Below are 12,999 nucleotides of genomic sequence, written 5' to 3' on the forward strand. Positions count from 1 at the left end.
GCCCTCTGCGATCCGGATGATCCGCAATGGCTACCCTCGAACGCACCGCGTACCCGCGCTTCCCCGAGGTTCTGGCACCCCGGGAACTGCAAGCCAGCTACACGCCGCTGTCCGACGAACTCGAGTGGGCACGCCGGTCAACGCGCGGCGAGCGGCCTCGATTGGGCCTGCTCGTGCTGCTGAAGGTCTTTCAGCAACTGCACAATTTCCCGCCGCTCGACACGATTCCGGGTGCCATCGTCGATCATGTGCGGGCGGCCGCCAACATTGCGGACACCGTGCCATTTGGCTACGACACCGCGTCGTCCTCGACGCTGTTCCGGCATTACGCCGCGGTACGCGCCTGGCTGAACGTGAAGCCGTATTACGGCACCGACGCGAACGCGATCGCGACACGCGCGGCGCACACGGCGTCGCTGACGATGGACCAGCCGGTCGACATCATCAACGCGACGATCGACGAGTTGATCGCACGCGATGTCGAACTGCCCGCGTTCTCGACGCTGGACCGGCTGACCGAACAGATCCACGCTCGGGCTCAGTCCCGACTGTTCAAGCGCGTCACGCGACGCCTGACCGATGCACAGAAGCTCACGCTCAACCGGATGCTCGCACGCGACCTGTCGAGCCGGCAGACTGCCTACAACCGCATCAAGCGTCATGCGAAACGCCCATCGCGCCAGCATCTGAACCTGCTGATCGACCAGATTGCCTGGCTTGACGAACTCGGCGATTTTTCACTGGCCGTCGCTGGAATTCCCGCCTCAAAGCTGCGCTCGCTCGCGAATCAGGCGATGGCGCTCGATGCGTCGGCGCTCAGGAACGACACACTGCCCGAGAAGCGCTACACACTGATCGTCGCGCTGCTCAACCGCATGCGCGTGCGCGCCCGCGACGATCTTGCCGACATGTTTGTACGGCGCATGGGCGCCATCCACAAGCGCGCGAGCGACGAGCTGGACGTGATCCAGCGCAAGCAGCGTGATCAGGTCGAGGACCTCGTCGTCCTGCTGGATGGCGTGGCCGACATCCTCGCCGACGAATCCGACGAGACGGCCATCGCCAGGGCAGTCAGGAAGCTGCTCGCGCCGAAAGGTGATCTGGAGCCGCTGCGCGAGAGCTGTGCGGCGATCCGTGCATTTAGCGGCCGCAACTATCTGCCGCTGCTCTGGAAGCACTTCAAGGCCCACCGTTCAGTCATGATGCGTGTCGCCCGTACGCTCGAATGGGATTCGACCAGCCCGGTCCGTTCGCTGCTCAATGCACTCGACGTCGTGCTGAAAAACGAGTCGCGGCATCGCGAGTGGATCGAGGCCGACGTCGATCTGGGCTTTGCCGCGCCGCGGTGGCGCAAGCTCGCGCGTCGCTCACACGGCGACGGAGCGCCGACCAATCGCCGGTACCTCGAGCTCTGCGTGTTCTCGTACATGGCCGAGGAGCTACGGGTCGGCGACCTGTGCGTATCCGGCTCTGACGCCTACGCTGACTATCGCGACCACCTGCTGCCGTGGCGGCAATGCGAGCAGCAGTTGCCAGACTATTGCGACAAGCTCGGCATGCCAACGACCGGCAGTGACTTCGTGCACCATCTGCGTCAATGGCTGACGGCCGCCGCCCGCAAGCTTGACGACGAACTGCCGCGCAAGCGCGAGCACGTCGTAATCGACCGTCATGGCGAACCGATCCTGCGCAAAACCGTCGCGAAGGAGATTCCGGCGAGCGCGATCGCACTCCAGGAGCGGCTCAACGCCCGCCTGCCGACGCGGAACATGCTGGACATCCTCGCGAACATCGAACACTGGACGCATTTCACGCGGCACTTCGGGCCGCTGTCCGGGAGCGATCCCCAGATCCGCAAGGCTGCCGAGCGCTACCTGCTGACCGTTTTCGCGATGGGCTGCAATCTCGGCCCGACCCAGGCGGCCCGCCATCTCGACTCGGATGTAACCGCGCACATGCTCTCGTTCGTCAACCGTCGGCATATGAGCCTGGACAAGCTCGAAACCGCACAGCGCGAACTGATCGAACTGTACCTGCGGCTGGATCTGCCGAAACACTGGGGCGATGGCAAGACGGTAGCGGCCGACGGAACACAGTACGACTTCTACGACAACAACCTGTTGGCCGGCTATCACTTCCGCTACCGGAAGATGGGGGCGGTCGCGTACCGGCATGTCGCCGACAACTATATCGCGGTGTTCCAGCACTTCATTCCGCCGGGCGTCTGGGAAGCGATCTATGTGATCGAGGGGCTGCTGAAAGCGGGTCTGTCGGTCAAGGCCGATACCGTCCATGCCGATACGCAGGGGCAGTCGGCTGCCGTTTTCGCGTTCACGTACCTGCTCGGCATCAACCTGATGCCGCGGATCCGAAACTGGAAGGATCTCGTCCTGTACCGGCCGGACGGCAAGGCCAGGTACAGGCACATCGACAAGCTGTTCACGGCGACCATCGACTGGGTGCTGATCGAGCAGCACTGGCAGGAGCTGATGCAGGTCGCGCTGTCGATTCAGGCGGGTACGATCTCGTCGCCGCTGCTGCTGCGCCGGCTTGGCTCCGAAAGCCGCAAGAACCGGCTGTACCTGGCCGCGCGCGAACTCGGCAACGTCGTTCGCACGGTGTTTCTGCTCGAGTGGATAGGCAGCCTCGAATTGCGGCAGGAGGTCACCGCGAACACGAACAAGATCGAGTCGTACAACGGCTTCTCCAAGTGGCTGTCGTTCGGTGGCGACGTGATCGCCGAGAACGAGCCGGAGGAGCAGCAGAAACGGCTACGCTACAATGACCTGGTCGCGTCGGCCGTGATCCTGCAAAACACGGTGGACATGATGCAAGCGCTGCGCGAGATGGCGGCAAACGGCGAGAAAGTGCGCGCCGAAGACATCGAGTTTCTGAGCCCGTACCCGACCCACAACATCCGGCGCTTCGGCCACTATAAACTGCACCTGGATCGTCGGCCGGAGGCCTGGATCAAAGACCCGCTGTTCGGCCATGCAGCCCGTACCTACGCATCCCGCCCATGACTGCACGCCCGGCCATCACTACGACCTGTTTCGGCGATGTCGACACCGCCGCGCTTGAGCGGCTCGAATCGAGCTACGACACAACCCGCTTGCTGACCGCCGTCGATATCGTCGATCGCCTCCGCGCGCAGTTGCACGATCCCGAAGGGCTGCGCGATGATCTGCTGGGAATTCACAGCATGGCGCACGCGGTCTTGAACGGCGCACCGTCTGTGCCATCGCGACACGATGGCTCCTTTCCGGAGCAGGTGCTGGATGCACTGCACCTGATTGACGAATTTATCGTAGAACTGACGCGGGTGAGAACGATTCTTGATCCGCTCGAAGCGTTGTACCCGGACGATGCGTTCGGCGAAGATTGAGTGTGTGTGGGCGAAACGCTTGCAGGGGTAATCGCGGGACTCAAATGACTCTGAGCGCCTCGGGCGATGTAAGAGCCGCGTTTACTGTGGCTCTCGGAATGTGCCCACACTTCCTGGGTCGTTTCAGGCCGATGCAGGTGGCAAAATCAGCCAAGTCTGAAGGGCACCCCGGATGGCGGCCGAAGCTCGGCCGCCTGCCGTGACCGGTGAGCCGAAACGGGAGACGACGGCGCGGCTGCTGTGCCGCCTGCGCCGTCGCCGTACCTGATGCCGACGTGGGTCCTGACGGACCGTGTTGTTAGCTGGTGGTCTTCGTTCCACTCACGTCTGTCTCCCTCCTTTCGAGACGCAGATAGGTGTCTGCCGCTACCAGCCCGAACACGATGTGGGCAATGAGGCTCATCCAGCCTCGGGCGTCTGCGAACCACGGAAACAACCGGGTCATGCCGTAGAAGTTGACCAGGTACACGGCGACACCGAATAAAGCCCCCACCAGCGAGGCCATTCCGATGCTCGAATCAAAGCTGAACGGCGCCATGATCACCGCCAGAATGAGCGCGAAGACGATCGATAGCGCAAAGTGGACGACGAGCGCCACCAGCATGATGCCCGGGTCAAACGTGGCAGGTCGGGCAAGCGCATCACGTCCCAGGGCGATTGCCGCGATCATTTGCGGTGGTCCCCATGGGCTCTGCCCCGTGACCCACATGGCTACGAGCTCGAGCACCAGGAAAACCACGCCAGCGACACAGCCGCCGATCACGGCCGCGCGCCAGTCAGGCGTACGGCGAGTGAAATGGTGCGAATGCATGTGAAGTTCCATAGCGACCTCCTTACAGTAAAACAGCTCACCTGTGCCGCTCGCGCGAGCCATCCTGGACGACATTGGCGCGCCTGCGCCCTGATTGATATATTTCGGGTTCCCGACAGCGTGCCTCGTCGCGCAGCTTCCGCCTTCGACGTTCCGTTCCGCACGAAAACCTACTGCGGCTGCTCGATCATCAGATAGCGAACGACCAGCGCCGGATCGACGATTTCCAGAATGAGCCGGCGCAGAATGCGATTGCGCATGTGGTCCTCATCCAGCAGCCATGGACCGCCGACGTCGCTCAGATGACGGGAAATCGCGTCGCGCATGGCGTCGCCTTCCGAAGGCGCGTCCAGCCGCACCGCCAGCAGCCCGGCGATTACGTCATCAAGCTCAATGCTCAAAGGCGTGGAATCAATCGTCAAATTCAGCTTCATGTTCACCAAAAATGGAAATCGTGTCCGCCGCAACAGCGAACGGCGCGGACCGGCTATTACGAGATGTCCGTGTATCGATTCGTCCAAGCCTGGAATCGAGCCGAAGCATGGCATTGCTGCGGCTTACCGCTTCGTCTTCACCTCCTTGAACTCGGCATCGACCACGTCCTCCTCCCTTGTTCCGCCACCGGCCTCCTGACTGGCCGAGCCTTCTGAGCCACTGGCTGCCTGCGACTGCACGTCGGCATACAGCTTTTCGCCGAGCTTCTGCGAGGCCGTGGCGAGCGCATGCACCCGGGCGTCGATCTCGGCCTTGTCGGATCCCTTGAGCGCTCCCTCGAGCTCCTTGATCGCGGCTTCGATCTTTTCCTTCTCACCCGCCTCCAGCTTGTCGCCGTACTCGGTGAGCGCCTTCTTCGTGCTATGCACCAGGGCATCGCCATGGTTACGCGCGTCAACCAGCTCACGCATCCGGTGATCTTCAGCGGCGTGGGCCTCGGCATCCCTCACCATCTTCTGTATTTCCTCCTCGGACAGACCTGAATTGGCCTTGATGGTGATGCGGCTTTCCTTGCCGGTCGCCTTGTCTTTGGCCGACACGTGCAGGATGCCATTCGCGTCGATGTCGAACGTCACCTCGATCTGCGGCACGCCGCGCGGCGATGGTGGGATGCCTTCGAGGCTGAACTCGCCCAGCAGCTTGTTGCCCGTGACCATCTCGCGCTCGCCCTGATAGACCTTGACCGTCACGGCAGGCTGGTTGTCGTCGGCGGTGGAGAAAATCTCCGAGAATTTGGTCGGGATGGTGGTGTTCTTCTCGATCATCCTGGTCATCACGCCGCCCTGTGTTTCGATGCCGAGCGACAGCGGCGTGACGTCAAGCAGCAGCACGTCCTTGCGCTCACCTGCGAGCACCGCGCCCTGGATGGCCGCGCCCGCCGCCACGGCTTCGTCAGGATTGACGTCCTTGCGCGGCTCGCGGCCGAAAAACGCCCGAACCTTGTCCTGCACCCTGGGCATGCGGGTCATCCCGCCCACCAGAATCACGTCATCGATCTTGTCCACTGCCACGGCGGCGTCCTTGATGGCGATGCGGCATGGCTCCATCGTGCGCTCGATCAGATCTTCGACCAGTGCTTCGAGCTTGGCCCGCGTGAGCTTCAGCGTGAGATGCCTGGGTCCGCTCGCGTCGGCCGTGATATACGGCAGATTGATTTCGGTCTGCTGGGTCGACGACAGTTCGATCTTCGCCTTTTCGGCCGCCTCCTTCAGGCGCTGCAGTGCGAGCACGTCCTTCGACAGGTCGACGCCTTGCTCCTTCTTGAACTCGCCGATGATGTAGTCGATGATGCGCTGGTCGAAGTCCTCGCCGCCAAGGAACGTGTCGCCGTTGGTCGAGAGCACTTCGAACTGTTTCTCGCCCTGCACGTCGGCGATCTCGATGATGGAGATGTCAAAGGTGCCGCCGCCGAGGTCGAACACGGCGATCTTGCGGTCACGGTTTTCCTGCTTGTCCAGGCCGAACGCGAGCGCCGCCGCAGTCGGCTCGTTGATGATCCGCCTTACTTCAAGGCCGGCGATGCGGCCGGCGTCCTTCGTGGCCTGCCGCTGGCTGTCGTTGAAGTAGGCGGGCACCGTGATGACGGCTTCAGTGACAGGTTCGCGGAGGTATTCCTCGGCGGTCTTCTTCATCTTGCGCAGCACCTCCGCCGATACCTGCGGCGGGGCAAGCTTCTTGTCCTGCGCCTCGACCCATGCGTCGCCGTTGTCGGCCTTGAAAATTCTGAAAGGCATCAGGCCGATGTCCTTCTGCACTTCCTTCTCTTCGTAGCGGCGGCCGATCAACCGCTTGACGGCAAACAGCGTGTTTTTTGGATTGGTCACGGCCTGGCGCTTCGCCGGTGCGCCGACGAGCACTTCGTCCTCGTCCATGTAGGCGACGATCGACGGCGTGGTGCGCGCACCTTCCGAATTTTCGATTACCTTGACCTGACTGCCTTCCATCAGCGCCACGCACGAGTTCGTGGTGCCGAGGTCGATGCCGATGATCTTGCCCATGGTTTTCACTCGCTCGATCTGGTTCGGGGAATGCCCCGTGAATCCCGCTCCGTTACGCCGTCATCCCACTGCGCATCCCGGTCAATACTCCATCTCGGGCGGTGACACGGCGGGCCGGGCCTCTTCCTTCGGCAACTCCGCCACCACCGCGTCCGTAGTGAGGATCAGCCCGGCGACCGACGCGGCGTTCTGCAGGGTCGTGCGCGTCACTTTCGTTGGATCGACCACGCCCATCTCCATCAGGTCGCCATAGGTATCGGTAGCCGCGTTCCAGCCGAAGTTGCCGGACTGCTCCAGCACCCGGTTGAGCACGACCGAGGGCTCTTCGCCCGCGTTCAACGCGATCTGCCGCAGCGGTTCCTCCAGAGCGCGCAGCACGATCCTGATGCCGGCATCCTGGTCGGTGTTGGCGCCCCGTAGTTCCTTGAGCGCCGCGCGAGCGCGCAACAGCGCAACGCCGCCGCCCGGCACGATGCCTTCCTCGACGGCCGCACGCGTGGCGTGCAGCGCATCCTCCACGCGCGCCTTCCTCTCCTTCATTTCGACTTCGGTGGCCGCCCCTACCTTGATCACCGCGACGCCCCCGGACAGCTTCGCGATGCGCTCCTGCAACTTCTCCCTGTCAAAGTCGCTAGTCGTCTCTTCGATCTGGCGCCGGATCGTCTGAATGCGTCCATCGATCGTCTTGCGGTCACCCGCGCCGTCGATGATTGTGGTGGCCTCCTTCTCGACCTCCACCCGCTTGGCCCGTCCGAGGTCTTCCAGCGCCACCTTCTCGAGCTGCTTGCCGGTTTCCTCCGAAATCACCAGGCCGCCGGTCAGCGTCGCGATGTCTTCCAGCATCGCCTTGCGTCGATCGCCGAAGCCCGGCGCCTTCACCGCCACCGTCTTGAGGATGCCGCGCAGCGAGTTCACCACGAGCGTGGTCAGGGCCTCACCCTCGACGTCCTCGGCGATGATCAGCAACGGCTTGCCCACCTTGGCGACCGCTTCCAGCACGGGCAGCAAGTCGTGGATGCTCGAGATCTTCCGGTCATGCACGAGAATGTACGGTTCCTCAAGCACGGCGAGTTGCTTCTCGGGATCGGTGATGAAATATGGCGAGAGCCAGCCGCGATCGAACTGCATGCCTTCGACTACCTCCAGTTCGCTCTGCAGCGACTTGCCTTCTTCAAGGGTGATCGCGCCATCCTTGCCGACCTTTTCCATCGCTTCGGCGATGATCCGGCCGATCTCCTCATCGGCATTCGCCGAGATGGCGCCGACCTGGGTGATTTCCTTGCTGGTCGTCACGGCTCTCGAGAGCTTCCTGAGCTCCTCGACGACGACCGCCGCGGCCTGGTCGATGCCGCGCTTCAGGTCCATCGGATTCAGGCCGGCCGCGACGTACTTCATGCCTTCCCGCACGATGACCTGAGCCAGCACGGTGGCGGTGGTCGTGCCATCACCGGCGACATCGGAGGTCTTCGCGGCGACCTGCCTGACCATCTGGGCGCCCATGTTCTCGAACCGGTCGCGCAGTTCGATCTGCTTCGCCACGGTGACGCCGTCCTTGGTGACCGTCGGTGCGCCGAACGATCGCTCGAGCACGACGTTGCGTCCCCTTGGACCGAGCGTGACCTTGACCGCGTCGGCAAGCAGATTGACGCCCGTCAGAATGCGGTGGCGGGCGAGATCGTGAAACTTGACGTCCTTGGCTGCCATTTTCCAGTTCCTCCCGACATGTCAGACAAAATGCAACACCGTGCGATGGCGCCGCCATCGATCTCCTCATGAAGCGGAATCCGCGGTCACCACCGCCAGTAGGTCAGCTTCGCGCATGACCAGCAGCTCTTCGCCTTCGACCTTGATGGCGGTGCCGGCATACTTGCCGAACAGCACGCGGTCGCCCACCTTGACGTCCGGTTCGCAACGGCGGCCATCCTCGAGCCGCGTGCCGGGGCCGACGACAATCACTTCTCCGTGGTCGGGTTTTTCGGCAGCAGTATCGGGGATGACGATGCCTGCTGCGGTCCTGCGCTCCTGTTCCTGCCGCCTGACCACGACCCGATCATGCAAAGGACAGATTTTCATGATTGGCTCCGTGTCGTCACAGATGCTGTCTATGGGGATTCGGTAGTATGCCGAATCGACTGCATGGCGATTCCGCGCGGGGTGCTCAACCGGCCCCCGACCTCACTGCGGAGCGCCTGATCGCCGATCTTCCGCGGGTTGACCAGATCCCCTGGCCGGGGGCAACAGACGCACCTTTTGCACGTCCCGACGCCCGGCGCGCCCGCGGCGCACCGGCCTCGGACGCCGGCGTGCACGCAATGGGGTCGCTGGCCAGAAAGGTTTCCCGCAGCGCCTCGTCGAGCAGCGCATCTGCATCAGCGAGGTCCGAGTGTGGCGTCCTGAGGGTCTTCATCGTTCACCTCCATGCCGAGCCCTACGCGGCGTATCTCCCCGCGTGGCGTCATCGAACTCCCGGGTCAGCCGGGACGCCGGTGGCGGCATGCCGGCCACGACGTAGTCTCCGGCCACGCCTGCGTCCTGGGGCGTGAATCGCAGCTCGCGGAGTCGGGCCTTGAGAAACGCATCGGCATCCACGAGCCAGCGCTTGAGTTCGTGCTCGCTGGTGCCGAGCACCTGAGCGGCGGAGGCTCGGGGCACGGCTTCCATCCGGCACAGCACCAGCGCCTGGCGCCACGACGTCGGCATGTCTGCAATAAGCGCTGCCACGAGTCGACGTGTTTCCTTTGCGCTCAATTCCTCTTCGGGCGTACCGTCGGCCGCCGGCGTCACGTCTTCGAGTCGCAGCACTTCGTCGGGTTGCCAGTATTCGAACAGGATCTCGTCATCGTCTTCGTGCGGCTCGCGCAACTGAACCGGCGGTCTGCCTTCCAGGGAGATCCAGCGGCCCTCGTCGGTCTGCCGGCGGCTCACGTCCTCGGCGAGCAAGTCGAGCGCGATCTGGTAGAGCCACTGTCTCGGCTCGAGCTTGCGTGGACGCCGCGCGAGTCTTTCGCAGGCGCGGGCCAGCGTCTCGTCGACGACCTCATCCACGGCGGGGTCCCCTGGTGCGAGGTCGCCGCGCGCCTGCAGGTAGGCGAGTTCGCGCTCCACGAAGCGCTTGAGCTCCGGCAGCAATGGGCGCACGAGCTCACTGAACAGCGCTAGCCCGGCTGCGACCGGACCGGCCGCCGCGCCTTTGAGCCGACGCAACCCGGCGCGGCGCTCCTTGCGGCGCCAGTTGTCCTCGTGACGCAGGTGGGCGCTGTGGCGCTCGAGTTGCCGCTCCAGTTCCACGAAGGACAGTTCGAGGGCTTTTTCGAGTTCGGGCGACTCGTCCGAGCAGGCGAGCGTGGCACTCGGCAATCCGAGCCGGAGCCTTGCCCGGTAGAGACTGCGATGGCCGCTTCGTTCGAGGGTCGCACGCAACCGGACGAGTTCGGCGGGGAAGTGCGACAGGTGCGGCTGGAGGTGTCGGCCGAGGAGATTGCCAACCAATCGTTCCAGGTCGGGGCGGGCAAGCTCCGAAATGTTCCGGTAACTGATCGCCGTTTTCATGACAGTCCTGCACGTCTTCCAGTGGCCGCCGCATCGGAGGCGGCCGTCACTCCCTCAGGGGCGGGCGCGCGATCGCCGGCGGGACCACCGGCCCGACGCTTGCGCTGCGAGGCTCACCGTATCCGGTGAGGTTTCGCTTCGCACCCCTGACTCTGCCCGCTCGCTGTGTTTCCCAGACACTCGTCATCCGACGTCACGGGCATACGCCATTTGCCCTTCATCGCTATCCGGGCTGGCAACACAAAATATAAAAACAGTGGCGAAAAAATCAAGGGCCGCGATGCATTGCTGGACGTCGCAGGCGACTGCGAGGACATCCGCCCGAGCGGGCGGATTGAAGGCGCAGAAAATGGACACCGCGCACGGTCGTGCATGCGCCTTCGAAGCTCTCCTGTCGGGTCAGTAGATCGGAAACACGAAGTCCGGCGTCGGTGCAAACTGGATTCCGGTATCCGGACAGGTGATGCGCCCTCTCACCGCGACCCGCTGGTTCAGATACGGCAACAGCAGCAAGTGTTCGGTGGTGCCGGCCTGGCCGAGCAGGATGTCGGTCACGACCTTGTCGCTGCACGGTGAAGCGGCCGGGCGATCCAGCCGGATCGTCGTATAGTCTCCCGGCGCGAACTGCCCGTTGCCCCGCTGGATAGTACCGGCGATCCAGATGTCCTGCTGGACTGGCAATGCCCGCGGCAGTGGCGCAATAGCGACCACTGCTGCAGGGAAGGCGCCCGCGGCCAGGGCGGCCGCGGCGAGTAACCCGCGTGATCGTATTTTCATGGTGATGCTCCCATTCCGCGACAGACGCCGCCGCGTCCGCACTCGCCGGCAGGAGACGAGAGCCGGCGCCTGCAGGACGGCGGGACGCAGGCTCGATCATTGGATCGGCGGTGCTGCACCAATCTTCTCTGACAACATCCGCTCGTAGACACCAAAGTGCAGATCGACCTCCTTCTGCGTAACATGTGTGACCGTGATGTTGATCTGGTCAGGTAACAGGCCCAGCACGACCGCCACCGCGGCTTCAAGTTGCGGTGCACAAACCTTGTCTTCCACCATCGTCGTGCCGACCAGCACGTCGTAGGTCTTTTCCTGCCGACAGACAACCTCGACGAGTCGCGCCCGTGCGCTCATGTTGTTGTCGATCGCGAGCCTGACGACCTCCACCACGGTGCGCATCGTCTCGGTCGGAAAGCCCTTCGTCGAGCGCAGCCGGATACGATGCCTGCCCAGCGTAAGCCAGTCCGTGTCGAATTCCATGACGTCCTCCATATGCAGTTCCAAGCCGCTGCGATGATAGGTTCCAGCGCCGAAATTTCAAGTGCAAAAATCTGCCGACGCCCCTTGAAATTTTCTGCAGAGTTCCTATCTTAAGTTTCGCTCAGGCAGCCGCGCGGATCGCTTCATTCCGTGCGCTGCGTGTTTCGATTTGTTTGTCAGCAGTCTGGCAGGCGAACTGGAGCGCGTAGGCCCGTTCGCATCCCGGCTGCACTCAAGGAGGATACGATCATGAGCGATCTTTACTTCGGAACCGACCTCTTCGGCGAGTTTGACCGCCTGCAGCAGCAGATGGCGCAACTCTTCGGCGGTTTCCCGTCCAGCATCCGCGCCGGCCGTTTCGGCGCGTTTCCTCAGATCAACATCGGTGCGACCGACGAGTCGATCGAGATTGTCGCCTTCGCCCCAGGCATCAACGCCACCGAACTCGACGTATCGGTCGACAAGGGCCTGCTGACCATCAGCGGCGAACGCAAATCGACACAACCTGACACTGGTAGCGAGACGCGCACCTATGCGCAGGAGCGCTTTGCCGGCATCTTCCGGCGCGTCATCGAGCTGCCGGAGACCGCCGATCCCGATAAGGTTCAGGCGCGCTACGAAAATGGCTGCCTGTCGATCAGCATCGGCAGGCGCGAATCGTCCAAGCCGCGCGCTATCACTGTCCAGTAATCCGAGGAGGCGATCATGACTGACACGACCCAACTGGCTGAACGCGACCAATCCGCAGTGGCGCGTCGCGACACTGAACAGCCCGCGCGCCGGATCACGCTCACCCCGGCCGTCGACATATACGAGGACCCCCAGGGCGTCACGCTGTGGGCTGATCTGCCCGGCGTGACGAAGGACAAGCTGGACGTCAAAGTTCACGACAGCAGCCTCTCGATCGAGGCCGAGGCGGTGGTGCCGACGCGGGCAAACCTGCGGCTGCAGCATGCCGAGGTCCGCGAACCGCACTTCGCCCGGACGTTCACGCTGTCACCGGACTTCGATACGTCAAAGATCGAGGCGAACCTCCAGGACGGGGTGCTGAAGCTGACGATCCCACGCCGCGACGAGGCGCGTCCACGGCGCATCGAAGTCAAGACCAGCTGACCCGCCAGCAATGGCAGGTCAGAAGCATGGGCGGCAGCGCGTGCGCTGCCGCCGCCACGAACCAGAAACAGGGGGCGCCGGTGTCTGATGTCACGCAGGAGTCCTGGAAAGGACATGCGATCCGCATCCGCACGATTCCCGTGCGACAGATCCTGACACGCATGTCCGCACCGGACGGCTATATCGCGATCGTCCGGATCGACCGGAACGACGAGGTGTTAGCCGACTGGCATCTGCCGCGCTTCAGCGAACGCTGGACGAGCGCGGCCGAAGCGCAGCGCGATGCGGTCGAGTACGCGGTGAAACTGATCGATCGCGGGGTGCCTGGAGCAATCGAAGCTCAGGGCGCGCTCGCTACCTGATGCGCTGGCCGTCACGCTCAAAACAGATTG

Annotated in this window: 13 protein-coding genes; 5 read left to right on the plus strand and 8 right to left on the minus strand. The window is 63.4% G+C overall.

Going from position 1 to position 12,999, the window contains the following annotated elements; genetic code table 11:
- Positions 1-26: 26 nt before the first annotated feature.
- A complete protein-coding gene (locus DSC91_RS00005; protein WP_115776245.1) occupies positions 27-3,023 on the plus strand; it encodes a Tn3 family transposase in 2,997 nt (998 codons plus the stop codon).
- Entirely contained in the window at positions 3,020-3,385 is a 366-nt protein-coding gene (gene tnpC / locus DSC91_RS00010; RefSeq protein WP_115776247.1) for a Tn3 family transposase post-transcriptional regulator TnpC, read from the plus strand. Before DSC91_RS00005 ends, tnpC begins: the two co-directional genes overlap by 4 nt.
- Before the next feature lie 298 nt (positions 3,386-3,683).
- Here the strand turns inward: tnpC and DSC91_RS00015 are convergent, their stop codons facing one another.
- The 8 genes from DSC91_RS00015 to DSC91_RS00055 all read right to left on the minus strand — a co-directional run bounded on the left by DSC91_RS00015 (position 3,684) and on the right by DSC91_RS00055 (position 11,494).
- Positions 3,684-4,208, minus strand: coding sequence for a hypothetical protein (locus DSC91_RS00015; RefSeq protein ID WP_115779614.1), 525 nt, complete (start codon positions 4,206-4,208; stop codon positions 3,684-3,686).
- Between the two features lie 158 nt (positions 4,209-4,366).
- Positions 4,367-4,630 (minus strand): hypothetical protein, encoded by a 264-nt coding sequence (locus DSC91_RS00020; RefSeq protein WP_115779615.1) that lies wholly within the window; start codon positions 4,628-4,630, stop codon positions 4,367-4,369.
- Positions 4,631-4,753: 123 nt separating this feature from the next.
- Positions 4,754-6,688: a molecular chaperone DnaK gene (dnaK, locus tag DSC91_RS00025; RefSeq protein WP_115776248.1), complete on the minus strand. Its 1,935-nt coding sequence runs from the start codon at positions 6,686-6,688 to the stop codon at positions 4,754-4,756.
- An 81-nt stretch (positions 6,689-6,769) separates the two neighbouring features.
- Positions 6,770-8,392, minus strand: coding sequence for a chaperonin GroEL (gene groL, locus DSC91_RS00030; RefSeq protein ID WP_115776250.1), 1,623 nt, complete (start codon positions 8,390-8,392; stop codon positions 6,770-6,772).
- 66 nt (positions 8,393-8,458) lie between these two features.
- Positions 8,459-8,761, minus strand: a complete 303-nt coding sequence (locus DSC91_RS00035; protein WP_115776252.1) for a co-chaperone GroES — start codon at positions 8,759-8,761, stop codon at positions 8,459-8,461.
- 330 nt (positions 8,762-9,091) lie between these two features.
- Complete coding sequence (locus tag DSC91_RS00045) at positions 9,092-10,237, minus strand: RNA polymerase subunit sigma-28 (RefSeq protein WP_115776255.1); 1,146 nt, start codon at positions 10,235-10,237, stop codon at positions 9,092-9,094.
- A 399-nt stretch (positions 10,238-10,636) separates the two neighbouring features.
- Positions 10,637-11,014 (minus strand): hypothetical protein, encoded by a 378-nt coding sequence (locus DSC91_RS00050; RefSeq protein ID WP_115776257.1) that lies wholly within the window; start codon positions 11,012-11,014, stop codon positions 10,637-10,639.
- 96 nt (positions 11,015-11,110) lie between these two features.
- Positions 11,111-11,494, minus strand: a complete 384-nt coding sequence (locus DSC91_RS00055) for a hypothetical protein (RefSeq protein ID WP_115776259.1) — start codon at positions 11,492-11,494, stop codon at positions 11,111-11,113.
- A gap of 249 nt (positions 11,495-11,743) precedes the next feature.
- Between DSC91_RS00055 and DSC91_RS00060 the strand changes: the two genes are divergently transcribed.
- Genes DSC91_RS00060 through DSC91_RS00070 form a run of 3 tightly spaced genes read left to right on the plus strand, consistent with a single transcriptional unit; the run spans position 11,744 to position 12,969 of the window.
- A complete protein-coding gene (locus DSC91_RS00060) occupies positions 11,744-12,184 on the plus strand; it encodes an Hsp20/alpha crystallin family protein (protein ID WP_115776261.1) in 441 nt (146 codons plus the stop codon).
- 15 nt (positions 12,185-12,199) lie between these two features.
- Complete coding sequence (locus DSC91_RS00065; RefSeq protein WP_115776263.1) at positions 12,200-12,607, plus strand: Hsp20/alpha crystallin family protein; 408 nt, start codon at positions 12,200-12,202, stop codon at positions 12,605-12,607.
- Positions 12,608-12,633: 26 nt separating this feature from the next.
- Positions 12,634-12,969, plus strand: coding sequence for a DUF6566 family protein (locus DSC91_RS00070; protein ID WP_208645762.1), 336 nt, complete (start codon positions 12,634-12,636; stop codon positions 12,967-12,969).
- Positions 12,970-12,999 lie beyond the last annotated feature (30 nt).

Origin of the sequence: Paraburkholderia caffeinilytica (assembly GCF_003368325.1) — a bacterium.
GTDB lineage: Bacteria > Pseudomonadota > Gammaproteobacteria > Burkholderiales > Burkholderiaceae > Paraburkholderia > Paraburkholderia caffeinilytica.

What these genes read in the sequence shown, in the direction of transcription:
- DSC91_RS00050 (WP_115776257.1), bottom strand. Translation starts at nt 11,014, where the DNA reads ATGAAAATACGATCACGCGGGTTACTCGCCGCGGCCGCCCTGGCCGCG.
- DSC91_RS00015 (WP_115779614.1), bottom strand. Translation starts at nt 4,208, where the DNA reads ATGGAACTTCACATGCATTCGCACCATTTCACTCGCCGTACGCCTGAC.
- DSC91_RS00005 (WP_115776245.1), top strand. Translation starts at nt 27, where the DNA reads ATGGCTACCCTCGAACGCACCGCGTACCCGCGCTTCCCCGAGGTTCTG.
- DSC91_RS00020 (WP_115779615.1), bottom strand. Translation starts at nt 4,630, where the DNA reads ATGAAGCTGAATTTGACGATTGATTCCACGCCTTTGAGCATTGAGCTT.
- DSC91_RS00055 (WP_115776259.1), bottom strand. Translation starts at nt 11,494, where the DNA reads ATGGAATTCGACACGGACTGGCTTACGCTGGGCAGGCATCGTATCCGG.
- DSC91_RS00045 (WP_115776255.1), bottom strand. Translation starts at nt 10,237, where the DNA reads ATGAAAACGGCGATCAGTTACCGGAACATTTCGGAGCTTGCCCGCCCC.
- dnaK (WP_115776248.1), bottom strand. Translation starts at nt 6,688, where the DNA reads ATGGGCAAGATCATCGGCATCGACCTCGGCACCACGAACTCGTGCGTG.
- DSC91_RS00065 (WP_115776263.1), top strand. Translation starts at nt 12,200, where the DNA reads ATGACTGACACGACCCAACTGGCTGAACGCGACCAATCCGCAGTGGCG.
- tnpC (WP_115776247.1), top strand. Translation starts at nt 3,020, where the DNA reads ATGACTGCACGCCCGGCCATCACTACGACCTGTTTCGGCGATGTCGAC.
- DSC91_RS00035 (WP_115776252.1), bottom strand. Translation starts at nt 8,761, where the DNA reads ATGAAAATCTGTCCTTTGCATGATCGGGTCGTGGTCAGGCGGCAGGAA.
- DSC91_RS00060 (WP_115776261.1), top strand. Translation starts at nt 11,744, where the DNA reads ATGAGCGATCTTTACTTCGGAACCGACCTCTTCGGCGAGTTTGACCGC.
- DSC91_RS00070 (WP_208645762.1), top strand. Translation starts at nt 12,634, where the DNA reads ATGGGCGGCAGCGCGTGCGCTGCCGCCGCCACGAACCAGAAACAGGGG.
- groL (WP_115776250.1), bottom strand. Translation starts at nt 8,392, where the DNA reads ATGGCAGCCAAGGACGTCAAGTTTCACGATCTCGCCCGCCACCGCATT.